Source organism: Exiguobacterium sp. 9-2, assembly GCF_036287235.1.
GTDB lineage: Bacteria > Bacillota > Bacilli > Exiguobacteriales > Exiguobacteriaceae > Exiguobacterium_A.
Window position 1 is genome coordinate 525,564 of record NZ_CP142850.1, and the last position, 25,238, is coordinate 550,801.

General features: G+C 43.9%; 25 protein-coding genes and 2 tRNA genes. 13 read left to right on the forward strand and 14 right to left on the reverse strand.

Annotated elements, in window-relative coordinates; genetic code table 11:
* Positions 1–132 precede the first annotated feature (132 nt).
* The 3 genes from VJ374_RS02725 to nagE all read left to right on the forward strand — a co-directional run bounded on the left by VJ374_RS02725 (position 133) and on the right by nagE (position 3,408).
* Complete coding sequence (locus VJ374_RS02725) at positions 133–1,335, forward strand: ornithine--oxo-acid transaminase (protein WP_023467138.1); 1,203 nt, start codon at positions 133–135, stop codon at positions 1,333–1,335.
* 154 nt (positions 1,336–1,489) lie between these two features.
* Complete coding sequence (locus tag VJ374_RS02730; protein ID WP_035412412.1) at positions 1,490–1,687, forward strand: CsbD family protein; 198 nt, start codon at positions 1,490–1,492, stop codon at positions 1,685–1,687.
* A gap of 212 nt (positions 1,688–1,899) precedes the next feature.
* On the forward strand, positions 1,900–3,408 hold the full coding sequence (nagE, locus tag VJ374_RS02735) for an N-acetylglucosamine-specific PTS transporter subunit IIBC (RefSeq protein ID WP_035412415.1): 1,509 nt from the start codon (positions 1,900–1,902) through the stop codon (positions 3,406–3,408).
* Between the two features lie 20 nt (positions 3,409–3,428).
* Here nagE and VJ374_RS02740 read toward each other — a convergent pair whose 3' ends face one another.
* The 4 genes from VJ374_RS02740 to yhfH form a co-directional block, all read right to left on the reverse strand.
* A complete protein-coding gene (locus tag VJ374_RS02740; RefSeq protein WP_290788042.1) occupies positions 3,429–4,331 on the reverse strand; it encodes an EamA family transporter in 903 nt (300 codons plus the stop codon).
* Between the two features lie 100 nt (positions 4,332–4,431).
* Positions 4,432–5,073 carry a YkyA family protein gene (locus VJ374_RS02745; RefSeq protein WP_290788039.1) on the reverse strand — a complete coding sequence of 214 codons (642 nt, stop codon included), beginning with the start codon at positions 5,071–5,073 and terminating at the stop codon, positions 4,432–4,434.
* Between the two features lie 15 nt (positions 5,074–5,088).
* The gene (locus VJ374_RS02750) at positions 5,089–5,934 is read right to left on the reverse strand and encodes a polysaccharide deacetylase family protein (RefSeq protein WP_329470075.1); all 846 of its coding nucleotides are present in this window, start codon (positions 5,932–5,934) and stop codon (positions 5,089–5,091) included.
* Positions 5,935–6,126: 192 nt separating this feature from the next.
* On the reverse strand, positions 6,127–6,273 hold the full coding sequence (gene yhfH / locus VJ374_RS02755; RefSeq protein WP_290788033.1) for a protein YhfH: 147 nt from the start codon (positions 6,271–6,273) through the stop codon (positions 6,127–6,129).
* Between the two features lie 185 nt (positions 6,274–6,458).
* On the opposite strand from yhfH, the gene VJ374_RS02760 reads away from it, so the two are divergent.
* Both VJ374_RS02760 and VJ374_RS02765 read left to right on the forward strand, forming a co-directional pair.
* Positions 6,459–7,085 (forward strand): nitroreductase family protein, encoded by a 627-nt coding sequence (locus VJ374_RS02760; protein ID WP_308102355.1) that lies wholly within the window; start codon positions 6,459–6,461, stop codon positions 7,083–7,085.
* A 139-nt stretch (positions 7,086–7,224) separates the two neighbouring features.
* Positions 7,225–7,297, forward strand: a tRNA-Val gene (locus tag VJ374_RS02765).
* Positions 7,298–7,342: 45 nt separating this feature from the next.
* Here the strand turns inward: VJ374_RS02765 and VJ374_RS02770 are convergent.
* Positions 7,343–7,897, reverse strand: coding sequence for a YdhK family protein (locus tag VJ374_RS02770; protein WP_308102356.1), 555 nt, complete (start codon positions 7,895–7,897; stop codon positions 7,343–7,345).
* Between the two features lie 147 nt (positions 7,898–8,044).
* On the opposite strand from VJ374_RS02770, the gene VJ374_RS02775 reads away from it, so the two are divergent.
* From VJ374_RS02775 to VJ374_RS02785, 3 genes are read left to right on the forward strand one after another with little or no spacing between them, the layout of a single operon-like run.
* Positions 8,045–9,394 (forward strand): sensor histidine kinase, encoded by a 1,350-nt coding sequence (locus VJ374_RS02775; RefSeq protein ID WP_329470077.1) that lies wholly within the window; start codon positions 8,045–8,047, stop codon positions 9,392–9,394.
* Between the two features lies 1 nt (position 9,395).
* Positions 9,396–10,043 carry a response regulator transcription factor gene (locus VJ374_RS02780; RefSeq protein ID WP_047395058.1) on the forward strand — a complete coding sequence of 216 codons (648 nt, stop codon included), beginning with the start codon at positions 9,396–9,398 and terminating at the stop codon, positions 10,041–10,043.
* Between the two features lie 18 nt (positions 10,044–10,061).
* Positions 10,062–10,628: a histidine phosphatase family protein gene (locus tag VJ374_RS02785; RefSeq protein WP_290788018.1), complete on the forward strand. Its 567-nt coding sequence runs from the start codon at positions 10,062–10,064 to the stop codon at positions 10,626–10,628.
* Positions 10,629–10,686: 58 nt separating this feature from the next.
* Here the strand turns inward: VJ374_RS02785 and VJ374_RS02790 are convergent, their stop codons facing one another.
* Positions 10,687–12,174 carry a phytoene desaturase family protein gene (locus tag VJ374_RS02790; RefSeq protein WP_035412432.1) on the reverse strand — a complete coding sequence of 496 codons (1,488 nt, stop codon included), beginning with the start codon at positions 12,172–12,174 and terminating at the stop codon, positions 10,687–10,689.
* A 17-nt stretch (positions 12,175–12,191) separates the two neighbouring features.
* Positions 12,192–12,737: a methyltransferase family protein gene (locus VJ374_RS02795; RefSeq protein ID WP_308102361.1), complete on the reverse strand. Its 546-nt coding sequence runs from the start codon at positions 12,735–12,737 to the stop codon at positions 12,192–12,194.
* 213 nt (positions 12,738–12,950) lie between these two features.
* Between VJ374_RS02795 and VJ374_RS02800 the strand changes: the two genes are divergently transcribed.
* Positions 12,951–13,778: a D-alanyl-D-alanine carboxypeptidase family protein gene (locus tag VJ374_RS02800; RefSeq protein ID WP_047395064.1), complete on the forward strand. Its 828-nt coding sequence runs from the start codon at positions 12,951–12,953 to the stop codon at positions 13,776–13,778.
* A 199-nt stretch (positions 13,779–13,977) separates the two neighbouring features.
* Here the strand turns inward: VJ374_RS02800 and VJ374_RS02805 are convergent, their stop codons facing one another.
* Complete coding sequence (locus VJ374_RS02805) at positions 13,978–17,118, reverse strand: efflux RND transporter permease subunit (protein WP_329470082.1); 3,141 nt, start codon at positions 17,116–17,118, stop codon at positions 13,978–13,980.
* A gap of 184 nt (positions 17,119–17,302) precedes the next feature.
* Here VJ374_RS02805 and VJ374_RS02810 point away from each other — a divergent pair.
* Positions 17,303–17,375, forward strand: a tRNA-Val gene (locus VJ374_RS02810).
* Between the two features lie 96 nt (positions 17,376–17,471).
* Here VJ374_RS02810 and VJ374_RS02815 read toward each other — a convergent pair.
* Positions 17,472–18,494 carry a PTS sugar transporter subunit IIC gene (locus tag VJ374_RS02815; RefSeq protein ID WP_308102364.1) on the reverse strand — a complete coding sequence of 341 codons (1,023 nt, stop codon included), beginning with the start codon at positions 18,492–18,494 and terminating at the stop codon, positions 17,472–17,474.
* Between the two features lie 362 nt (positions 18,495–18,856).
* On the opposite strand from VJ374_RS02815, the gene VJ374_RS02820 reads away from it, so the two are divergent.
* On the forward strand, positions 18,857–19,591 hold the full coding sequence (locus tag VJ374_RS02820) for a metallophosphoesterase family protein (RefSeq protein ID WP_329470085.1): 735 nt from the start codon (positions 18,857–18,859) through the stop codon (positions 19,589–19,591).
* Positions 19,592–19,627: 36 nt separating this feature from the next.
* Here the strand turns inward: VJ374_RS02820 and VJ374_RS02825 are convergent, their stop codons facing one another.
* Positions 19,628–19,906 (reverse strand): hypothetical protein, encoded by a 279-nt coding sequence (locus VJ374_RS02825; protein WP_056063494.1) that lies wholly within the window; start codon positions 19,904–19,906, stop codon positions 19,628–19,630.
* Positions 19,907–20,029: 123 nt separating this feature from the next.
* Here VJ374_RS02825 and VJ374_RS02830 point away from each other — a divergent pair, with 123 nt between their 5' ends.
* On the forward strand, positions 20,030–20,287 hold the full coding sequence (locus VJ374_RS02830) for a hypothetical protein (protein WP_329470086.1): 258 nt from the start codon (positions 20,030–20,032) through the stop codon (positions 20,285–20,287).
* 53 nt (positions 20,288–20,340) lie between these two features.
* On the opposite strand, the gene VJ374_RS02835 is transcribed toward VJ374_RS02830, so the two are convergent.
* The 3 genes from VJ374_RS02835 to VJ374_RS02845 form a co-directional block, all read right to left on the reverse strand.
* A complete protein-coding gene (locus VJ374_RS02835; RefSeq protein WP_035412451.1) occupies positions 20,341–20,895 on the reverse strand; it encodes a TetR/AcrR family transcriptional regulator in 555 nt (184 codons plus the stop codon).
* Complete coding sequence (locus VJ374_RS02840; protein WP_329470087.1) at positions 20,882–23,200, reverse strand: YhgE/Pip domain-containing protein; 2,319 nt, start codon at positions 23,198–23,200, stop codon at positions 20,882–20,884. The genes VJ374_RS02835 and VJ374_RS02840 overlap by 14 nt, the downstream gene beginning before the upstream one ends.
* Before the next feature lie 149 nt (positions 23,201–23,349).
* Entirely contained in the window at positions 23,350–24,315 is a 966-nt protein-coding gene (locus VJ374_RS02845) for a quinone oxidoreductase family protein (protein ID WP_035412456.1), read from the reverse strand.
* Between the two features lie 104 nt (positions 24,316–24,419).
* On the opposite strand from VJ374_RS02845, the gene yidD reads away from it, so the two are divergent.
* Entirely contained in the window at positions 24,420–24,704 is a 285-nt protein-coding gene (gene yidD, locus VJ374_RS02850; RefSeq protein WP_035412458.1) for a membrane protein insertion efficiency factor YidD, read from the forward strand.
* Between the two features lie 108 nt (positions 24,705–24,812).
* Here the strand turns inward: yidD and VJ374_RS02855 are convergent, their stop codons facing one another.
* On the reverse strand, positions 24,813–25,202 hold the full coding sequence (locus VJ374_RS02855) for a tautomerase family protein (protein ID WP_056063504.1): 390 nt from the start codon (positions 25,200–25,202) through the stop codon (positions 24,813–24,815).
* Positions 25,203–25,238: the final 36 nt, after the last annotated feature.

Sequence of the window (25,238 nt, forward strand, 5' to 3'; positions counted from 1 at the left end):
TTTTCCCAATATATTCAATTCTTACGCATCCCAATCCTCTAGGTTATACATTTTTTAGATGAAGATTATACAAGAAAATCTGCTATAATGATCTTGAAAGCGTTTTCTAAAGAGCTATAAGGGGGAATCTTGATGAATCAAACAGAGAAAATCATTCAACAGACAGAACAGTTCGGAGCACATAACTACCATCCACTCCCGATCGTCATTTCAGAAGCAGAAGGTGTCTTCGTCACGGATCCGGAAGGACGTCGTTATATGGATATGTTGAGTGCTTACTCAGCCGTCAACCAAGGACATCGTCATCCGAAAATCATCGAAGCTCTAAAACGACAGGCGGATAAGATCACTTTGACGTCACGTGCCTTCCACAATGATCAACTGGGCTTTTTCTATGAAAAAGTAGCACAATTGACGGGTAAAGACATGGTATTACCGATGAATACAGGTGCGGAAGCTGTTGAGACGGCAGTGAAAGCAGCACGACGCTGGGCATATGAAGTGAAACAAATCCCAGGTGATGCTGAAATCATCGTTTGTGAAGGAAACTTTCACGGTCGAACGATGACAGCCGTCTCCATGTCGACGGAGGCAGAATATCAACGAGGATTTGGACCGCTTCTTCCTGGAATCAAGACGATTCCATACGGCGATCTGGAGGCACTAAAACAGGCAATCACTGAAAATACAGCGGCATTCATCTTGGAGCCGATTCAAGGCGAAGCAGGAATTTTAATTCCGTATGATGGCTTCCTAAAAGATGCACAAGAAGTTTGTCGTGCGCAGAATGTTTTGCTCGTATCGGATGAGATTCAATCTGGACTTGGTCGTTCCGGTAAATGGTTTGCTTCTGATTGGGACGAGGTAACACCAGACATGTACATTCTTGGGAAAGCACTGGGTGGTGGGGTATTCCCAATCTCATGTGTTGCCGCGAATAAAGATGTCCTTTCTGTCTTCAATCCAGGTTCACACGGCTCGACGTTCGGTGGTAATCCACTCGCTTGTGCCGTATCGATTGCTTCACTTGAAGTATTAGAAGACGAAAAGTTACCGGAACGTTCACTCGAACTCGGTACGTACTTCATGGAAAAATTAAAACAAATTAACAACCCGATGATCAAAGAAGTACGTGGTCGTGGATTGTTCATTGGTGTTGAACTAACAGAAGCAGCTCGACCATATTGCGAAGCGTTGAAAGAGAAAGGCTTACTCTGTAAAGAAACACACGAGACAGTCATTCGCTTTGCACCACCGCTTGTCATCACAAAAGAAGAGTTGGATTGGGCGTTCGAACGGATTGAACAAGTGTTAGGCGTTTCCGTCGCCCAGTAAATGAATACATTCAAATCGAATAACAGTGAACAAGATGTTCACTGTTATTTTTGTTTGGATGAGTGTCGGTATGGATACAGGAAATGTTTGAAATTCAGTCATACGGGAACATACAACTATCGCAAAAAAAACTTTTTAAATGGGGGTAATGGTTATGTCAAATGACAGTGGTCTCAATAAAAAAGCAGATGGTCTTGTTGATAAAGTAGCGGGTAAAGCAAAAGAAGCACTCGGTAAAGCAACAGGAGATAAATCGACAGAGCGCGAAGGTAAAAAAGATCAATTAAAAGGTGACGCCAAGAAAACCGTAGGAAACGTTCAACAAAATTTTGAAGATACAACTCGTCGTTAAGACCGTGGGAATTAAATAGAAAAACCGGACTGGAGGAATACTCTAGTCCGGTTTTTAGTGTTTGCTATAATGAATTTTTATACTAATAAAAAAGATAGTGAATAATTTGTATAAAGGTCTAGTCATTTAGATATTTATATGGAATAATTAAAAACGTAAAAGCGTTTACATTGTTCTGTCATTATCGTTTTATTCAGGAAAGGGTGAAAAGGATGTTGCAGTTTCTACAACGAATTGGTAAGGCTTTGATGTTACCAATCGCAGTATTACCAGCTGCCGGAATCGTACTTCGATTAGGTTCGGCGGATATGCTAGATATTCCATTGATGGTAGCAGCAGGAGGGGCAATTTTTGATAACCTTCCATTGATATTTGCCATTGGTGTCGCAATCGGTCTATCGATTGATGCGAGTGGGGCAGCGGGTCTTGCCGGAGCCATCGGGTATCTTGTCTTAAAAAATGGCGTCGACTCGATGAACAAGGATTATTCCAGTGCACAGATTCAAGCAAAATATGATGCGATTGCGGCGATCGTCAATGATTCCTCGACCAAGGTCGATGGCGCGACACTTGGTTCGATTGCGAACCAGGCGACGCTCGGTTCAACCGTCAATATGGCAGTATTCGGTGGGATCATTGCGGGTATCGTTGCCGGTCTTCTATACAATCGCTTCTACAATATTAAGTTACCGGATTGGTTGGCATTCTTCGGAGGCCGTCGTTTTGTTCCAATCATTACCTCAGCTGTCATGCTCGTACTTGCTTTCATCTTTGGTTATGTTTGGCCGTTCATCGAGCAAGGTATCAACGGTGCCGGTGAATGGATGGTCGGTCTTGGCGCAGGAGGCGCTGCTTTGTTTGGATTCTTTAACCGTCTCCTGATTCCTGTCGGCTTGCACCATGTTTTAAATAATATTTTTTGGTTTGTTTTCGGTTCATACGAAAAAGCAGATGGTACGGTAGCGAACGGGGATATTGCGCGTTTCTTCGCTGGAGATCCAACAGCGGGGATTTATCAAGCTGGCTTCTTCCCGATCATGATGTTTGCCTTGCCAGCTGCAGCCTTTGCCATCGTCATGGCTGCGCGTAAGGAAAATCGAAAAGCCGTTGCCGGAGCGATGATTGGTCTTGGACTGACATCCTTCCTGACAGGAATTACGGAACCAATCGAGTTCTCGTTCATGTTCTTGTCACCTGTTTTATACGTCATCCATGCTGTACTAACGGGTCTATCGATGGCCATCGTTAACTTACTCGGTATTTTACATGGCTTCTCCTTCTCGGCTGGTTTCATTGATTACGCCTTGAACTTCGGGATTGCGAAAAAACCATTGTTGATCATCCCGGTTGGTCTCGCGTTCGCGGTCGTCTACTACTTCCTGTTCTACTTCATGATCACAAAATTCGATCTGAAGACACCAGGTCGTGAAGATGAATCGCTCGTTACAGACACGGGAGTCGTTTTGACGGACTCAGACGATAAATATGAACAACAAGCAGCTCAAATTTTTGCTGGATTGAAAGGAACAGAAAATGTCACGTCGATTGACAACTGTGCGACACGTTTACGTCTTCAAGTAAAGGATCCAAGCATCATTGATGAAGCGGCGATTAAAGCGGCTGGAGCAAAAGGTGTCATGAAGATGGGGGCAACAAGTGTTCAAATCATCATTGGCACAGATGTCGAATTCGTTGCAGATGCGATGAAGCGACAGAAGTAAAAAAACGACCTTTCCTGAGATCAGGAAAGGTCGTTTTGCTGTACGTTCGCAACAGGTGCTGTTTTGCTCGAGCGATAGATCGGATAAAAGATTCCAATCAAGATGATGACGATCCCAATCCATTGAGAGCTCATCAGATGTTCACCTAAAATTAACACGGAACAGATGACTGCTGTCGGTAGTTCAGCTGCTCCAAGCAAAGAAACGCTTGCTGGGGAGAGGTGAGGCGCGCCCGCAGCAAATAAGAGCGGTGGTAAAATTAACGCGAACAGACCGAGCGGAATCGCGTATAACAGAAGTCCATTTTCGAAGTTCGCAGAGGACAAGAACGTCGTCGGTGGATACATCGTCATGACGAAAGCAAGACCACCTGTCATCATGTAAAAACTCTTCTTGATGACGGGTAAATGATTGGCGATGCGTCCACTAGCGAGTAAGAAAATTGAGAAGCTGACAGCCGCTCCAAGACCGAATAATGTTCCACGGAAGTCAAGTGGACTCGAGTAAGCGGCACTCGCAAGAATGGCTCCGCCAATCAACAGAATCGCAGACAGGAAATGCGCGCGAGATGGTAAACGTCTGAATGCGAGCGCATCGATGATGACACCGATCCAAGTGAATTGGAATAAGAGAATGATTGCAACGGATGCCGATACGGTCTGAAGACTTTGATAGTACAGATAACCAGTTGTACCACTAGAGATACCGATCAACATGAGAAGACCAGCTGTCTTGAGATCGAGACGAAGATTTTTCGTAAATAAGGCAAGACCGAAAATCATCAGCCAACCGAAGAAAAATTGACTCCCAGAAACGGCTGCTGAGTTAAATCCAGCTGCATAAGCGAGTTTGACGATCGTTGAGAGGACACCATAACTGATAGCGCCAATGAGAACGAATAAGGTTGCTTTTGAGCGATGCATGAATAATTTCCCTCCATTTTTAGTAAAAACCACACAAAAAAGGTTGCAACGGGGCCTTGTCCAGGTTTTTTGGACAGGGTTTGGTTGCAACCTGTGTGATTTATTGAGTTGATGTGTCGAGCAAACGATACAGCCGGGTTTTCGTTTGATTATACCGAACGGTCAGCGTATTCCACTTCTTTAATGACGCGGTAGCTTTCCGTGTTAAACGATTTAAATCCGCTGTTGACTCATCAATCTTAACGAAATCCGGTTTTTTAGTCAAGCGTGAAAGCACTTTCTTTTCAGCGTCCATCGCTTGTCGATACGTTTTCGAGAACGTTTGAAACGTCTGCTGGCGTTCCTTGATGATTGCCACTAAGGCAGTTCCCTCTGTTTTTGCTTTACCATCAAGTTTGTTTACAGCATCCTTCAATTCTTCAAGATCAAGTTCAGCGTACGTTTCCTTACGTAACGTTTCTTCTTGTTTCAATAAAGAAAGCCGTTCGTCATTTAAGGCTTCTAGTTCCTCCCGTTCATTTTGAGAGCGTTTGATTTCTTCAGCACCTGCATCAAGAACGGCTTGGTACGTATTAACTGAAATTTCGTCCTTACGAGCACGTTGATCAGCTAACGTGAATGCTTTTTCTTCACCTTTGACTTGTTGCTCTAGCTGTTCATGAAGAGAGGCTGGTGAATCGTTGGAGCAGGCAGCGAGTCCGAAGCTCGACAGGAACAGTACTGCTACGAATGATTTTTTCATCTAGATAGTAACTCCTTATAAATTCGAGTATTGCACGAAGTTGTACGGAATATGGAAATCTTCATCATAAATCGCGAACTGATAGCCCTTTTTCTGAAGTCCGGCAACAATGGCCGGAAGGGCCTTGATAGCTTGTGGTTGTTCATGCAAGAGAATGATTTCAAATGGACGCTCTGCTCGCCGAATGACCGTATTTGCCACTTCTTTTACACTATCTTTGTAATACCAGTCCATTGAATCGATCGACCAGTCCCATACTCGGAAGTCTGCAGCGTGGATGGCAGATGCCATCTTTTTCGTAATGCCAGGATCAGATCCGTAAGGTGGTCGTGTCAAATGTGTTGTCAGTTTTGTTAAATCATAAATTTTTTTCTGAACGCTTTTCATTTCTGAAACGTACTGTCCTTTTTTGTACAATGTATCGTAATCGTGTGTTTCACCATGTAAGCCGATGTAATGTCCGGCTTTCGCAGCAGCTTTAACTTCTTTTGGAAAAACATCTACCTGTGATCCGAGATAAAAGAAAGTAGCGCGAGTATGAAGTTGATCTAATGTTCGAAGTAACTCTGATGTTAATGCGGATGGTCCGTCTTCAAAGGTTAAATAAGCGACTTTTTTGGTCACACCATTCCATTTTTCGACGCGTGCTTTCTCCATGTTGACGACAGGAACTTCGGTAATGGACTTACCGGTAGTGATTGCCTGTTGTTCAGGTGTGAAGACGTATCGATAAGCAATATACCCTCCGACTCCGAGAAAAACGAGTATAAGAAGTAAGAAAAATCGAGGGAAGAACTTTCTTTTTTTTGTCCGCGGTCGTGGACCGAGTTCGCTAGCGTGGCTTGAGGTAAATGGATCCATCGTTGTCTGTCGCTCCTTGTGTCAAAAAATATCATATACAGATAATGTAACATTTTAATTGTTTCTTTTGTAACAAATAGATGACAAAAAGATGACGGAAAATCGATTTTTCTAAAAATATCAACTTAATTAGAAATAGAGTATATAAAAACAAAAAAACAACCACTAGTTAAGTGATTGTTTTACATGTTATTAGTGTTCTGTTACAGCACATTCAACACATTCTGATTGATAGGATTCACATTGCTCGTCCATTTCTTTCCCACAATGAGCGCATGTCTTAACAGGAAGTTCACGATAAAACTCAGCAGACGCTTCTTGGTAAAGGGGTTGTTCCATGTGTTTTTCCTCCTTCAAAATAAACAAAATAGTCTTTTTTCTTGTTTTTATTGTATTAGTACAGAAGTTTAATGTCAAACATTGTTTTATAACAGATGATTTATTTGGAGTATTGGTAGAGGACAATGAAAAAGAGACATGCTACGATATCTAAGTAATCTGATAATAATAAGGGGGATTTGCACATGACACAGGCAACACTGGATACAATGCGTGTCTTAACAGAAAGACGTTCCGTTCGTCATTACGACGAAACGTTCAAACTTTCAAAACAGGAAGTGGAAGAACTATTAGAATGGACGACAGCGGCGCCGAGTGCTTGGAATCTACAACACTGGCATTTCACGGTCTTCCATTCAAAAGAAGCGAAGCAACAGCTTGCACCAATTGCATACAATCAGCCGGCCATCACTTCGGCTTCAGCAATCATTGCGATTCTAGGGGATGTTCAAGCCAATCGAAACTATAATCCGGTCTACGGTCCGGCAGTAGAAGCGGGTGGTATGACAGAAGAATTGTTCGATTCGATCAAGGCACAAGTAGAAGGCGCTTATCAAAGTGAAGCGTATGGTCGCGACGCGGCAATGTCGAATGCGAGTCTTGCTGCGATGCAATTGATGCTTGCGGCAGAAGCGCGTGGATTATCAACACTCGCAATGGGTGGATTTGATCATCAACGTTTTGCGGAAACGTTTATTACCGAGTCACGGTATGTACCGGTCATGTTAATTGCTGTCGGTAAAGCGGTCGAAGATGCAAAAAAACGTCCGGCACTCCGTTTACCGATCGATCGAGTATCAACCTTCCTGTAAGTCATTCAAAATGGAGGAAGCGGGGTTCAATTCCTCCGTTTTAATTTTTTTATTTTTTTTCGGAAAAAGACTTGTCAGCCTTTTAGTTTCTTGATATATTAATACATGTCCTAGCAAGTACATTACGTACTGCAAACATGATTCTGTAGCTCAGCTGGGAGAGCGCTACCTTGACAGGGTAGAGGTCGCTGGTTCGAGCCCAGTCAGAATCATACTGAAAGCCCGCTTCTCCTTTATAGGAAAAGCGGGCTTTTTTATTATTTCTTTATCTCATCCTCGGTGACCCATTTATGATTTTTCACCATCTCTCCACCGTCCGTTGGTTCATAGTTCACCATGTAGACAGTCGTTTCTTTTACTTCATCAATCGTCGCTTTAGCTCCATCCATACCTTTCATATGATCTGCCTTGACAGTCGTTTCATCACCAACTTGCAGTGGCTTAGTTGGAACTGGATCAAGTTCTTCCTGAATGACCCATTTGTGATTTTTCACCATCTTTCCACCAGTAGTCGGTTTATAACTGATCGCATAGACGACAGTATCATAAGCACCGGCAATCGTTGCTTTTGCTCCGTTCATTCCGTCCATATGATTCGTCGTCAAAGTGACATTACTGCCTCTCGGATAAGTCGGATCACTAGCTTTCTTTAAACCAGACGGTACCTTTCCGTCACTCGAATGCATCATATCTCCATGTGACATGTCGTGTGAGTCACTATTACTTCCATCGTCATTTGAAGCGGATCCACATGCACCGAGCCAAAGCGTAGAACTAAGAGCAAGTACAGTTAACGTCAATGATTTTTTCATATTAAAACCCTCCTGAAGTCATTAGTCTTCTTTACTATACCCAGCGTATGTGCAAATCGTGTGCAGATGAAGTGACAGTTTCGTTTATCGGCATTGATTATGTTTTTTTTCGCTATACTAAAATGGAGAGATAAGGAGGGAAACGTCATGCGTCGTATTTCATACTCGGTCGGAGGAATCGTTCTTGCGGCATTTTTAATTTGTGGCAGTGTATTGTTCGGGACTTTATATTATCAGTTGTCTCAAATACGAACGCAGGAAGTGGTGGATGGTTTGCTGAACCGAGGGAATACCCATCGTGATGTCCTGGTCGATTCCTACGACCAAACGACGATGCGTCATGTCAGTATGATGGAAGCGAACTCATCCTTTACTGTCGTGATCACCGATGCAAGAGGGAAACAACTCGAAGCATCACGTCCTTTGACGAGTGAGATGAGACGTGTATTACAACATACAGATTTTGATTATCGTCAACGAGGAAAAATCGTAACGATGCGTAACTTTTTAATGACGGACAGTCCCATCACCATTGACGAGGAACATCGTGGTCATGTCTTCATGTTCGCTTCTAAAGCAATCGTGGATCACGTACTTGATCCGTTGAAACAGCAGTTTTTCCAAGTTGGTCTGCTTGCACTTTTATTGGCAGGTGCTGCAAGCATTTGGACGACCCGAATCATTTCTCGTCCGTTGATTCAGATGGAAAAAGCGACGGCGCGTCTATTGGATGGGGAAAGTGGAGAGTTGCCAATTGATCGAAAAGACGAACTGGGACAATTGGCGCGTTCGATTCAGCAATTAAAACAGGATCTCGATTTTTTAAATCGGGAACGATCCGAATTTTTAGCAAGCGTATCTCATGAACTACGAACACCATTGACATATATAAAGGGATATGCGGATATTCTCAAACGCCAAACATTGACACCGGATGAACAACGACGCTACATCACGATCATTCGAGAAGAAAGTCAGCAAATGAATGAATGGATTGAACAACTATTTTGGCTGGCACGAATTGATGCCAATGCTTTTATGATGGAACGAAAACCAGTTGATGTCGAAGATTTGATTCATCAAGTGACACGATTGATGCGTCTAGACATCGAACAAGAAAATATTTCTTTTGAGATAGAAGGTGAGCCATTACAAGTGATGGGTGACGCTCAGCAACTCCGTCAGATGATTGTAAATATCATTGAAAATGCACGTCGACATACGACGTCGGGAAAAATCATCGTTCGTTATGGTGTCAACGCAGTAGGGGCTTTCATTCAAATCGAAGATACAGGAGAAGGGATTGCTGCAGACTCCTTACCTCATGTAACGAAACGGCTCTACCGAACGGAAACATCGCGTTCTCGAAAACATGGAGGAACTGGAATCGGACTCTCCATCGTTGAAGCAATTGCGCAGACACATGGAGCTGAATTGAACATCAAGAGTCAACTTGGACATGGAACACAAGTGACACTGCAGTGGAGGGAGAAATAAAATGCCGCATGTATTGATTGTAGATGATGAACCGAGAATGCTTGAACTGTTAAAACTGTATATTCAGCCGTATGGGTACACGTGTCAGCTTGTGGATTCTGCGCAACAAGCTCTTGAGCTCTGCTGTCAGAACGTATTTGATCTTATTTTAATGGATGTCATGATGCCAGATATGGACGGATGGACATGTTGTCGTCTCATTCGAAAACACTCTAACATCCCGATATTGATGGTTACGGCACGGAATCAGCGGGAAGACATCATTCGGACACGGGAAGTAGGGGCGAATGATTACATATCAAAGCCGATTCAAGAAGGAGAACTGATCGGACGAATGGAAGTTTTATTACAGCAGCGGCATGCTGGTCTATCCTATGACCGGGAAGGCTATCGTTGTTGTTACCTCCAACAAACGATTTCGTTAACGAAGACGGAGTTTGAATTGTTAGGTGTATTTTTAGATTCTCCACGACGTGTTTGGACGCGGAATCAGCTGACGACGATGTTATGGGGAGCGGAAGCGTCTGTAGACGAGCGGACAATCGACTCGCATATCAGACATTTAAGAGAAAAACTACGTGTTTGCGGTTTTCCAATCGAACAGCATCTGGAAACGGTTCGCGGAATCGGATACCGCTGGATACACTAGTAAGAAGGAGATTCAAACATGACGACACTCTATTTCGTACGGCACGCACATTCGACATACTCACCGGATGAACGGAGACGTCCACTTTCCGATAAAGGACAGGCAGATGCAAGACGTTTACTTGAAACGTTTCAAGAAATTCCAATCGACAGATTCTATAGTAGTCCGTATCAGCGGGCAATCGAGACGGTTGCACCGCTCGCGGAGGCACGTCGACAACCAATTATTGAGGTAGAAGAACTAAGAGAGCGATTACTAGCACCTGGAGAGCTTGACGGTTTTCAGGAGGCGGTTATGTATGTATGGCAACATCCGAACGATAATCCATTCGGGGGCGAAACGAACAAAGAAGCAGCGCAACGCATTCGGCAATTCATCGATGAACTGGTGGAGAAGCATTCCGACGAAATAGTTGTTCTTGGAACACATGGAAACATCATGGTGTTACTTCTCGAAACATTCGATCCGACATTTGATTATACATTTTGGAAATCCTTACCGATGCCAGCCGTGTGCCGGTTGGAAGTGAAATCAGGAGGAGAGGTAGATATTCACGTCGTACCACTTTTGACGAATGTAAAGTAAAAAAGAGGCGGAACTGATGAGTAAATCAGTTTCCGTCTCTTTTGTAATCAAAGAAATCTTAAGGCGTAGGAATAGCACCTTCATGTTTTCGGATCAAATCAGCTGTTAATTGACCGGATAAGGTGACCATCGGCACACCGCCGCCTGGGTGTGTAGAACCACCAACGAAATAAAGTCCTTCGTATAACTCGCTCTTCGATGGAATCTTGAATCCACCATTTTTCTTCCGATCAGCTGCGACACCATAAATCGATCCACCGTTTGGACCATATAAGTCCTTCAGATCTTCTGGGGTGAAGCGATATTCAAACTCGATTGATTCCCGAAGACCGTAAAGTCCCATTCGTTCGAGTTTATCAAGAACAACTTCACGATAAGCATCCCAGTCGACCTCACCTTTTTGGAGTGTTAGAGGAGGGACATGCGTCAAGACGAACAGATTATCTTTTCCATCGGGCGCTTGCGAAGCATCAGATTTCGACGAAACCCCGACATAAATCGTCGGATCCTCAGGAGGCGTTCCTTCTTTGAACATTTGAGCGAATTCGCGCTCTGGATTTTCTGAGAAAAAGAAGTTGTGATGTGCTAGTCCACTATACTCACGGTTCACACCAAGTAATAATACGAGTCCAGAAACAGAGGGAGCAAACGATGCCTGTAATTTTTTTGCCTGCTTCCGGGCTTTTTTCTCAGGTACGATTCGTTCGTAAGTCGGGATGACCTCAAGATTTGAGACGACGATGTCGGCTGCATGGAACGTACCATTCGAAAGGACACCAACTGCTTTTTTATTTTCAAGGACGATTTGTTCAACCGGTGAGTTGAGATGCACCGTGACGCGGAGCTCGTCAAGCAATCGTTTCATAGCACGCGCGATTTGATACATCCCGCCTTTAACATAATAGATGCCAAGCCCCATCTGTACATAAATCATTTGATTGAAGACGGCTGGCGCTTGATAAGGGTTGGAACCGACATACATGACCATGTAGTTGAACAGCTGTTCGAGATACGGATTATTGAGGTGTTTTTTTGTTCCGGTCGCGACGGTGTTCATCGGGTCCATCTTTAATAAATCAGACATCGTATGGTATTTTTTTAAGTCCTTTAAATCTTCGAGACTGTATTTATAAAAGCTGTCGAGACATAAGTCATACATTTGTTTTGAGTACCGGAACAATTCGACGAAATCCGCTCGTGACGAAATTTGCTCGACTTCTTCAAGCATTCCAGGTAAGTCACCTTTGACGTCGATTTTTGTTCCATCTTCAAAAAAAGTACGCCATTGCGGTTCAATGCGTTCGATTTCTAAGTAATCATCTAAGTTACGATGAACACTTGAGAAGAGTTGTTCGAGTACCCAAGGCATCGTTAAAATCGATGGACCAGTATCAAAAGTAAATCCTTTCCCGCTGCGCTGATTTAGTTTCCCACCGACGTTTGCATTTTTTTCAAGCATCGTGACTGCGTAACCATCTCCAGCTAAACGAATGGCAGCAGACATACCGGCAAGACCAGCTCCAATGACGATTGCACGTTTCTTCAAATGGATCACTTCTCCTTTTAATAGATGAATGGAATCAAACGTTTTCGTTTTGCAGCCCACATCGTATAGGCAGGTCCGAAACCTTTTGTCAACATCGCTTCCTCGATCCGGATTCGATAGAGTAGGAAAAAGAACATGAGCACTCCAGCGAAAGCGAATAGGACCATTTGTCCCGTGAACAGAGGAAAGCTGATCGTGATCAACAATAATCCACTGTACAATGGATGGCGCAAGAAACGATAAGGACCACTACTGACAAGCTTGTCATCAGCTGCGACGACGACGTGACGAGTGAATTGTTGTTTTAAGTGGAGAATTCCCCAAAGGCGTAAAGCGACTCCACTCCACAACAGCAGGCAGGAAGTGATGCGCAACCAGGGAGAAACACTTTCGTCCGCAAAGAGGAAAGAGCAGACGATCGTTCCACTCAAGACAAGGAAAATCAAATAAAAACTTACTTGTTCTGCGGCGCCCGACTGGGAATCGGATCGATTCCGAAAACGAATCATTTCACTGATCCAACAGACGCTACCAATGCTGAAGATCCATTCCCACAATGTCACGTACGCTCCTCCTTTCTGTTTCAGAACTTGTTTCGAAAGCGCATTCAACGTTATTTACCCATTGCAATTCACCCTTAAGCTACATTTAGAAAACTTCAGAAATACTTCATTTTCATGACAAGCATTCCGAATGAACCCTGTTTGAAAAAAATAATGGTATTCTAATCTAAAATGTGGATGCAGATCCTCATGCATAAAGGAGATACACGATTCATGAAATACATCAAGACACTCATCACGACATTGGCATTGACGGTAGCCTGTACGTCGACTTATATATCAGAAGCTGAGGCGGCGACCTCTTCTTATCGTCAAGCCAAGACATCCCTTCATTTACGTCAAGGGACATCAGTCGAGCAACCGAGTATTGCAGTCATTCCGACAGGGATTTATGTAACAGAACTATCAAAAATCGGTACGTGGTCCAAAATACAGTACGGAACGAAGATTGGCTATGCGAGTACGAAATATCTGTTGACGGATGAACAAATCGGTGGGAAACGTATTGGCAAGACACTCATCGCGAATAAGAACTTAGCACTCCGTTCGACGTACGCTCCTGGAGAGAATCAGCAAGCGCGTGCAGCTTTTGAGAAAATGCGCTTGGCAGCAAAAAAAGAGGGGATTACGCTGGTCGCATTTAGTACATACCGTTCGTACGCTTACCAAAAGGCATTGTTTGATAAATATGTCGCGCGAGATGGATATGAAAAAGCGAGTACTTATAGTGCGGAACCAGGAAAAAGCGAACATCAGACAGGACTCGCTTTTGATATCGGGGGAGCAGATTCTTCTAAATACGCGATGTTCAGTTTTGCGAAGACGAAAGAGGCGAAATGGCTGTTCGCGAATGCGCACCGGTACGGTTTCCATCTTCGTTATCCATCTGGTAAAGAATCGTGGACAGGTTATACGTATGAAAGCTGGCACTACCGTTATGTAGGGGCGACGCTTGCTGCTCGCCTGAAACTCAGTGGGTTGACAATGGAAGAGTATTTTCATCTTGCTCCTTGGAAACCAGTAAAGACTTCGACATCTTAAAACATGATAAAAGAGGGTGTTGGATTCATCTATTATTCGTCTTGAATGAAAGAGATGGACTGTTTGACAATGACCGGCATGCTGATTGGTGGCTGAACATGACGGTACATTGGAGCAGACGGATGAACCGTTGGAATCATAAGCCTCACACTATAAAAAGCCCATCGCAGTCCAAGCGATGGGCTTTTTTGATGTTCACTTAATTGGTTGTTCGTTCTTTTTTCGCTTTTTTGAAGAAGAACAGTTCATAGACGACTGGAACAATGATGAGTGTTAACAACGTAGATGTCGTTAACCCCCCAATAACTGTTAGGGCGAGACCTTTTGAGATCAATGTCCCTGAAGAAGTTGTTAATGCGAGTGGTACCAATGCCATGATCGTTGCGAATGCGGTCATCAGGATTGGACGCAATCGTGTTTTACCCGCTTCAATCAATGATTCGCGAATTGGCATACCACGACCAACGTTTTGACCAATACGGTCGACGAGAACGATGGCATTCGTGGTGACGATACCAATTAACATCAAGAAGCCGATCATGACACTGACCGATAATGGTTCATTTGCCAAGAAGAGCGTGACGAGTGAACCGATTGGAACAAAAATCAGTGAAGACAAGATGATGAACGGAATTCGTGCTTTTCCGAACGTGATCAGCATCGTCAGGTAAACAAGCCCGATTGCAACGACAATCGCGATTCCGAGGGACTGGAAGATTTCGACTGTATCATCATTCCCACCACCACTTGTCAACGAGACACCGTCTGGTAAATTAATTTTTTCGACCTCTGTTTTTACAGCATTAGAAACGTTTTGTACGTCGTCTCCTTTAATTTGTCCGGAAACGCGAGCATATACTTTTCCGTCGAGCTTCTGAATTGATGTGAAGGTCTCAACTTCTTTAACGGTCGCGACATCTGTTAGAGCAACAGGACCGTTTGCTGAGAACAGTTGGACGTCTTCGAGATCTTTCTTCGAAACGAGTCCTTTTTCATAAGACAATTGTACATCTTGATCTTTATTATCAAGATTCAACGTGCCAACAGTAACAGGCTTGGTTTGATCATTGACGGTCCCAAGGATCTGGAAGCCGGATAGTCCACGATCACTTGCTTTTTCAGGATCAATTTCAACGAGGAATTGCTTTTGTTTTTCGCTGAAGTTGTTTGTGATATATTTTAAATCACTATTTTTGGACATATTATCCTCGACTAATTTCGCAGCTTTTTGAAGCGCTTCGAGATCGTTCGAGAACAGGTCGACATCGACGTTGTTGTTCGACGGAGGACCACCTGTTGATAATTCAGCTACGCTGATTTTGACATTGACGTTTTCCTCTTGAGCGATGTCTTCCATCTGTGTCTCAAGTGATTTGATCGTTTTCTCAACGTTCGCGCCGTCCTTCAGGTTCAAGAAATAACTTGCTTTATTATCGAGACGTAAGCCTGTCGTAAAGTCTCGTGCTCCGACAGACGTCGTGACGTCAGCGATTGCTTGTTCTTTATCAAACATATTTTCCATCTCAAATGAGACGTCGCTCGTTTTCTCGAGCGATGTGGCAGCCGGAAGTTCAAGCGATGCCGTTAGTGTCTTTGAGGCTTCGTTCGGAATGAACGTAAAGCCGAGACGTGGAACGATCGCTAGAGAACCGCCGAGAAGAATGAACGATACAATTAAGATCGTCGCCTTATGCGAGAGTGACTTTTCAATCAGCTTGCCATACCACCGTTGAAGAGCACCTTCTTTTTCTTCTGCTGGAACCTTCTTAAAGGCAAATTTCGCAAGAATCGGTACGATCGTGATCGCAACGAGTAGTGAAGCAAGTAATGAGAAAATAATTGTCAAAGCAAACGGTAAGAAGAACTTACCAGTGATTCCACCTACGAATCCGATTGGCAGGAAGACGACGACGGTCGTTAGCGTCGATGACGTGATTGCTTTTAGAATCTCTTTTGTCGATTGTTCGATGATCTCATCCGTCATACCGGATTCGGATTTTCGAACACGCCGGAAGATGTTCTCGATAACGACGATACTATCATCAACGACACGACCGACCGCAACGGCCATCCCGCCAAGTGTCATGATGTTCAGAGAAATATCTTGCCAGTTCAAGAAGATAGCAGCAATGAGTAACGATAAAGGAATCGAGACGATGGCAATAATCGTTGCGCGAATATTTCGTAAGAACAAGAGTACAGCGAGAGAGGCAAAGAGGGCACCAAGTAATCCTTCTTTGACGAGTGTCGCGACGGATTCCTCGATATCCTTCGCTGAATCGATCCCAATCGTATAGTCGACTTGATCGTCATATTTATTAAGGATCTTCGTGACTTCATCTGCGATTTCGACCGTATTGGCATCTTGTTTTTTCGTGATTGCCATCGATAAGGAATCTTTTAAATCGTAACGTGTTTTTTCGCTTTGTTGCGAGACTGCTTCGATTTTTGCAATATCTTCTAGACGAATCGGTTCTGCAGGTTCAGACGCCTGATCTGTAGCTGCTCCACCTGTTGTACTTGGTGGTCCTTGTGTTGCACCTTGTGGTGGACCGCCAGCAGATGAACCACCTGTTTGATCGCTACTAGCTGAACTAGTCGCACCTGCAACGGGTGTCAATTGTAGATTTTTTAGTTTATCTAGATTTTCTAGTTTTTCCTCAACGCGAATCGGTATTTTTGAATCGTTTTCTGATAGCTGACCAGATGGGAACGAGACATACTTTCCGTTGATTTGTTCCTTGATACTTGAGAGCGAGAGTCCTGCTTCTGTTGCTTTCTGATTATCGACGGTGATTTGAACGAGATCATCTTTGTAGCCACCAACGGAAACGCTATTGATTCCTGGAATCTTATTAAGTTCAGGTTCGATATCGTCCTTGAGGATTTTTTCGATGTCTTTACCATCCTTACTAAAGAAAGAGATATTATAGATTGGGAACGATCCAAAGGACAGACGATTTAATTTCGTTGTTGCTTCCTCTGGTAGATTCGCATCTTGGATTGCAGCATCAATCTGTTGTTCGACTTTATCCATATCAGTATCGAACGGGAATTCGATGTTTAAGATACCGATGCTTTCATAAGAAGAGCTTGTCAGCTTAGTAGCTCCTTCGATTCCTTTCAAGGCAGTTTCAAGCTTCGAGACGACTTGTTTATCGACATCGTCGGGCGAAGCACCAGGATATACTGTTTCAACAGAGATTTGAGGAAATTCGATTTCTGGGAACTGATCGACTTTTAATTTCGAGAAAGAATAGACGCCTCCTAAAACTAAAAGAATGGCGATGATGAAAACAGCCACCGAATTCTTTAAACTGAATCGGGTTAAAAAGTTCATATGAACACTCCTTTCGTTTATATGTGCTTATTTACATAGTAGAGGACACTCATAGAACCCGCAACTTTAAAACTGTTTTATTCAAAAAGATCTTTTTGAAAAAAGATAATTTTTTTTGTTAAAAAGGCTTTACACCTTTCAATATGCTGCTATAATAAAAATATACCCAGTAACAACACAGCATGATTCTGTAGCTCAGCTGGGAGAGCGCTACCTTGACAGGGTAGAGGTCGCTGGTTCGAGCCCAGTCAGAATCATACCGAAATCGTTCCTTTTCGAAGGAACGATTTTTTTGCATTAAAAAAACTATTCCCGAAATCAATCAGGAATAGTTGGAAGGTAGAAATATTATTTTATTGGATTTCGAGATGAAGATCGCCACGCTTCGTCCAGCCTGCGACAGTCGTCAATCGATAGAAGACGAGTGTCAAGACACCAGGTAAAACGACACCAGTCAAGAAGAAGATAAGGAACGCCTGAGGACCTTGGTTGACGAAGATATTGAGTGGCGCAATCATCGAATTTAAACCGAGTCCAGCGAGTTCATATGGTACTTTCAAAGAGAGAAGAAGCGTCGCTACAGGAGCTGAAATCATCGCTGCGAGAAACGGTGCAACGACAAGACGTGGATTTTTAACGATATTCGGGAATTGTACTTTAGGTGTGACAAAGAATGAAGCAATCAAACCACCGGGATCCGTCTGACGATATGCCATCAATGTGAAGCCAACGAATTGAGCGGAACAGCCAATGAGTGCAGCGGCACTTGCTACAGGATCAAGCTGCAAAGCGATAGCGAGTGCTGCAGACGAAGCGGGAGACATCAATAAGACACTAAAGATGAGTGCAATGACAAGAGATGTAGCAATAGGAGACGATTCGACTGAAGCGGTGATCATAGCGCTGAATTTTGTAAGGAGTGGTGTCGTTACGGCAGCAGCACCGATACCAGTGATACCACCGGCAAGCACAGCACTCATCGGGATGACCATCATGTCAAATTTCGTTTTTCCAGTCATGCGTTTTCCAACGTATACAGCGACCGCAGCTGCGAGTAACGCACTGATTGGCTGACCGGGTACAAGAACGAGTCCAGAAGCAGTCGATTGAAGTGCAGCACCACCAATCGTCGCTGCGATCATCGCGCTGAACAGGACAAGTGTGTTTCCTCCGAGCTGAAAGGCGATACCGGCACCGAGTGCAGGAGCAAGCAGTACTTTTGCGACGCCGCCAATCGTCAGCAACATTTGGATATGTAAAAAATTGCCGAGCGTCTCAATCAGGAGTCCGACACCGAGTGTTACAAGAACGGCATTCGCCATTCCAGCTGATACTTTTACCATTCGATCCATCGCATATTCTTTCAACGTTGTCATCCTCTCTCTATCTATCTCTATTTTTTGCCATGAAAAAAGCCTATCCATTTTTGGGATAGGCGCCACTCATTCTGTGCGGGCGCCTCATTCGATGCATCGAAAGGAGGGCCCAAAAATCATTTCCGTTTCATCATCGGAAAAGTTTTCAGTCCCTCATGCATAGAATAATCAGTCGTCCGGCTTGGTTAAATGGCTGTTGCGTCGGAATCATTCAATCGTGCCCCTCTCTGTGAATTTTTCTAAGCCTAACATGCTTCTGATCAATAATCAATATTTTCTGACAATTTATTTTTTCTCTAAATCTAATAGGAATTCACGCTATCATCGGGAAATCCTAATGTACTAACAATGGAGGCGTTTACATGAAAGTAATGATTTTTACAGATATTCACGGGAATGTTTCAGCATTGCGTGCCGTGTTGTCCTATCTCGATCAGTCTTCAGACATCGATGCTATATATTGCCTCGGTGATCTCGTCGGTATCGGACCTGAACATAATGAGGTCATCAATTTGTTAAGGCAGCGACCTGATATTCAGACGATTTCAGGAAACCATGATGAATGCGTCCTTGCTTTGATTCATGGGGATGTCTATCCCGCTAGTTACCAACATGCGAAAGAGCATCACCAATGGATTGCAGATTCATTGACGCAGGAGAATCAGAGTTATTTGGAGCGTTTACCGCGTGTATTGAATGTCACCCATCAGGAACAAATGATGTATCTGACACACTATGCCTATGCCGATCAGACGAAAAAAATCGGTGAGGAGCCCTTAAAGCCAGCAGTGGATGGAACAAAAGAAAGCTTACCCGTCCTTTTTTCTGGAAATGAGGCGCGAATCATTGGCTTTGGTCACCACCATCCAGCACAACAAGTTGAGACGGAGCAAACGCTGTACATCAACCCTGGAGCGGTCGGATGTCAGGAAACAGCTCTTGCCCCAGTAGCAATCCTCACTTTAGAAAAAGGACAAGTTCGTTCGGAGATTCTGACGATTCCATATGATGACCGACCATTTCTAAATGTACTCAATACAACAGAAATGCCGGAACGTGAATTGATGCGACGTCTCTTCTTCGGAAATAGATCATGAAAAAAACCTTCATGAATAGTTCATGAAGGAAGTCGATCATGCAGAAAGTTTCGTCATGATTGAGACGAGGCAGACGATAATCAGTAACAGGATGCCGATATTTCGTTTCAACGAGTGGCGTGACCAGTAGAAGAATAGTGCAAGGACAGGAGCCACGAAAAAGGCAAGAACAAGACTGATCAGTGTTGCAAGAAATAAAACAAATATCCAGAGCTTGCTCGTTGTCCGGTAAACCTGCCACATGTCGTAAAGCGACATAAGTGTATAAGCGAGTAATACAAAGATGATTCCAGTTGATAAACTCAAAACGATCATCACTCCATTTCTTTTTTAGTATAAGGGAAGGAGCAAAGATGACTATATGTCTTGCAGGAAAAAACGTGACGAATCGATGAACGTACGACTAAACGCTGTAATGAAGGAAAAGGAGAGGAATTCATGTCAGATATGTATCGCCGTTTTTTTCTGTTTCCAGATATTTTAATCATGCTTGTATTACTGATTGGAATAAGTGGGTATATCATCGCGCAACCATTCAGTTGGTCCATGTTGCTATTCTTTTGCATCGGATTGATCGTCATGTTGCTTGCTTACGAGTGGAAGCATTATGTGGCGCATGTTTTGCTAAAGCCGAGAAGACGCTTTGGGAAATGGATGAAAAAACAGTCTTATCCAGCCAAGCGACACGTGATTTAGAAAAAGAATTGAATAATAAAAAACCGTCGATCCATGGATCAGCGGTTTTTTATTCATAGAACGCGCAACATGGCACGTCGAATCGTATCGAGTTCAAGTGGACGCGCAATCGATGGCCATTCGGCGATCAACGCGATATACGTTCGAAAGATCAGGAAGGCCGTGACATCGACCGGTATGTCGCGATCGTCTTGACCAAGACGAGTCTCAAGTAATGTCTTGATATATTCGACGACATGTCGTTCAATCCGCATCCGTAATTCCTGCATCTCTTGTAATTTTAAGTTGCGTGTTTCTTCGATGATTTGAAGAATGAATAAGTGTTGTTGCTGATGATAGACGATGGCGTCGATCATTGCTTGTTTATTTTCTTCTACGGTCGCCTGTTCGACGTAAGCGCGTTCTGCTTCTTCTTTCATCTCTTGCAACACACGTGTTACGAGTGATTCAAACAGATTGAGTTTACTTTCGAACAATTGATAGACGGTTGGTTTTCCGACATGAGCGCGTCGGGCGACACGCTCGATCGTCGTTCCCTTATAACCGAGTTCTGAAAAGCAAGCCATTGCTGAGTCGAGTATCAAAGTTTCTTTATCAGACTGTGTCATGTTGTTTTCGTCTCGCTTTCGTTGAGAGTAGAATCCGTTTGGCTCCGAGCCCTCCAACGAAGCTGATGATTAATGCGACGACTAATATGGTCGCAAGGACTTGACTATTGGATACGAGGGCATCCGTCACACCGAGTCCAAGCGCTTCGCGGAATCCACCGACCGAATATGTCATCGGTAAGAAAGCGTGAATCGCTTGGAAGAACCCTGGCGTCATTTCGACAGGGAACGTTCCACCACTACCACCGATTTGAAGAAGGAGTAGTAAGAAGGCAAGGAACTGTCCGACGCGACCGAGTAGCATCGCGAGCGTGAACAGAATGGTAATGAACGTCATACCTGTCAAGGCAGCGAATCCATAGAGCGCAGGGACACTCGCGACATCAGCATCCAGCACATAGACGATTGCTGTGGCCGCTGCGACACCTTGTAATGCGCCAATCGGTAAGATAAGTGATAATTTACCGACGAGGAAGCGCCATGTCAGACTCTCACCATGTTCGGGACGAATCTGATAGACCGAAGAGAACATCAAGGCACCTGCGAACAAGGCAATACTAAGGATATAAGCTGATAAACCAGAACCGTAATTGTTGACAGTCGAATAGTCATGTTCTTTTAAGACGACGGGTTCTGCTAGCATATTATCCCGCTCTTTTGTCGGCTTGACCGTCGCGTCTTTAGCTCCTTTGCTGAGCTCATCCTTCAGTGTTTTAGCTCCATCTTCAAGTTTCGTGTTGGCATCCGCGATTTTTGAAGCACCCTCGGTCGTTTTGCCGATACCATCTGTAATCGTAGAAGAACCAGATGCCAATTGTCCTAATCCGTTATTCAACGCGCTAGCCCCAGCTTGAAGTTGATGTGTACCATCTGACAGTTGGTTTGCGCCGTCAGCTAGTTGGGCACCGCCTGTTGCGGCTTTATGCACACCCGCAGTATACTGACCGAGTTTTTCATTGAACGTCTGTTGTCCACTAGCTAATTGTTGTGCGCCAGACTCGACTTGTTTCGCACCATCGACGAGCTTCAATTGTCCAGCGTTTAGTTGCGATACAGCAGACTGGACTTGCTGACCACCTGCGGCGAGTTGACCGATTTTCTTCGTTGCTTCTGTTGCTTGAGCAAGACTCTGATCAATTGCACCTTCTTGGGCAGCAAGACTTTGAATATTTTCTTCTAATGAACCAATAGAACCGAGTAATGTTTGTTTTTCTTCATCTGATAACTGTTCAGAAGCAGAAATAACTTCTTTTAGTTGAGCGACGGTTGCCTCAAGTGCTTCGCGACGGGCCCGTAAGTCCTGTTTCGCCTGTTCAGCATCTTGATTGAGTTGTGTTAAAAAGGCATTCGCAGCTTGTGCTTTTTCATCCAGTTGATTTAATCCGTCCGTCAACTGAGGAATTTTTTCATTAAGCTGAGCAGTACCCGCAGCCAGTTGTTCTGCCCCTTGGCGTACCTGTGTTGAGCCACCGCTGAGTTTTGTTGCGCCTTCTTGAAGTTGCGCGGCACCTGCCTGTAAATTGCCACCGTTTTCATCGAGTGTGTTCAATCCAGAAGATAGCTCATCCGTTTTTTGAGCGAAGAGGGTGGTCTTTTCGTCGAGTGTCGTGACACCATCACTCAGTTTTTTCGAACCTTGATTCGCTTCCCCGAGTTTTTCGGACAGTGTCAGACTGCCATCTGCGAGTTTTCCAAGATTTGTTGCTAGTGTTCTAGCGCCATCCGCTGTTTTATGGTTACCGTCCTCGAGTTTAGAGGAACCGTCCGACGCTTTTTCCATTCCGTTTGCGATTTTCTTTAACGCACCGAATATAGCACTACTATATTGTTTCGTAACGGATTTTCGGATTTTTTCGTTTAACTGTTTTGCGGCAGTACTCGAAATTTGTGTTCCCGAGTAGTTTTTCGCTGGATTCAAGTAATATTCTAACTCAATCTTCTTAGGGTGATCATCGAGTAGGGTCGTTGCATTTTTAGAAAAATTCTTTGGAATGACGACTGTCATGTAGACTTTTCCGTCACGCAATTCTTTCTCTGCCTTATCCTGAGACAAGAACTGCCAATCAAAATCATCATTTTTTTTGAGTTTATCGACGAATTGATCCCCGATGTCGACTTTCTCTCCTTTAAACTTTGTCGCCTGATCTTCGTTGACGATAGCGACCTTAATATCTTCTGTACGACCGTACGGGTCCCAGAATGCAGATAAGAAGATGGAGTTGTAAAGAAACGGTACGAGGATGAGGGCGAGAATAACGACGATCATCATCGGACTCTTCAATTTCTTCCATTCTGAGCGAAACATAAATACAAATCCCCTTTCTAAAACTCAAAACTAATTTGAGTTTTAGGTTTTGATGAGATTTACTTTACTCTCTTCATTATAAAAAATCAATCGATAATTCCAATTTCACACAAAAAAACGACTCACGGAGAGTCGTCTCTAGAAAATGATTAAGGAATTAACAGTAACTTTCCTGTACTACGTCGGCTTTCTAAAAAGTCATGCGCTGCTTTTCCATCAGATAAAGCAAAAATTGTCGGAGAGGACAGGTTAAGGTGACTAGATAAAATCCAATCAAACAGCTCACCCGATCTGCGGATGCGTTCCTCAGAAGACGTTAACACATTCCAAAGGTCGCCACCTGTTAATGTTTTGGACGTATCCATTAAAAAACGTGGATCGACAGGTGCGGGATCACCGCCTGCCATACCATAGAAGACGACGGTCCCATGTACTTTCGTTACATGGAAACTGTCCATTAGCGTAGAACCGATAGACTCATAAACGACATCGACCCCTCTACCAGAAGTTTGTGTAAGCACTTGCTCGACCCAGTTCTCTGAGTACAAATAGACAGACTCACAACCGGCAGTTTTTGCGATCTGTGCCTTATCGGGAGAAGAAGTTAAGCCAATCGGAGTTGCACCAAGTAAACGAATGAGTTGTGTCAGTAATTGCCCCACGCCACCGGCAGCAGCGTGAACTAAGACGGTATCTCCTGGTTGAACGTGATAACTGTCGCGAGTCAAATAATGTGCCGTCAATCCTTGTAATAAGACAGAAGCTGCTGTTTCGTATGAGATACCGTCAGGAAGCGGAATCAATTTATCAACGGGTGCCGCCACGTACTCAGCGTTCGCAAGCGGAACGTCCGCAAAAGCAATCCGTTGACCTACATGGAACGTTGAAACGGCTGCACCGATTGCGGTGATGACTCCTGCTCCTTCGTAACCTAAAATATAGGGAGGCTGTCCTTCTAAATGATAGTTTCCTTTTCGACGATAAATATCTGCAAAATTCAGACCGATCGCTTTCATTTCAATCAGAACTTCCTGTTCGCTGATTGTTGGCGTTGGCACGTCTTCGAAGCGTAATACATCAGAACCTCCGAATTCGTGGAATGTTAATGCCTTCATCTCAACACATCCTTCTTTTAAATCTGCTTATAGTATAAAGCAGAACATCTGAAAATGATGGACAGATGCGTTACACTAGAAAAAAAGAAGAAAGAAGGGACGTTATGAAACGTGTCTTAATGGGAGGCATTCGCTTTTATCAAAAAGTCATTTCTCCCATGAAACCAGCCACATGTCGATTCTATCCGACGTGTTCCCATTACGGGATGGAGGCAATTGAACGTCATGGTGCAGTAAAAGGGAGTTATTTGACGACACGCCGTTTGCTCCGTTGCCAACCGTTTCATCCAGGAGGTCTCGATTTCGTTCCAGAACCTGATCAGTTTAGTTGGAAAGCGCCGTTACAGCGAGAAAATCCCCGTGAGAAGGTCGAAGTCACTGTGGAATAAGTCATGTTAGGGTTTATGTTAATAGTTTAATGAATGAAGAAAAAGGGGGGGGGTTACCGGAAATCATCGGTAACACACCCCCCTTTAATTGTTTCATTTGTTGAACGCTCATAGTTTACCTGTTAAAAACTGTGCTTCACCGAGACCGAAACTCCAGTCCGCCGCATCATTTTCGACGATTGAAACCATTAAATCAGTCGGAGCAAGTCCACAATTTGCTTCTAATCGTTCAGCGAGCAATTGATAGAGACGTTGCTTCTTCTCTTTCGTCCGCGTTTTACTTGTCACACTGATAAGGACGATATCTTTACTCCGCTTAAAACCAAGACCTGTATCTTGAATGACCATTTCGTGAGCTTTGTGTGTATGCACGATTTGATACCGATCACGTTCCGGCACGTCGAATGCTTCGACCATCGCGTCATGTGCAGTGTTGAGTAACACGTTCAACTCTTCTTCAGAACGTCCTTCAATGACGTCGAATCGTAATAATGGCATAACCGTTCAGCTCCTTTTTTAAGTATGTAGAGCAGG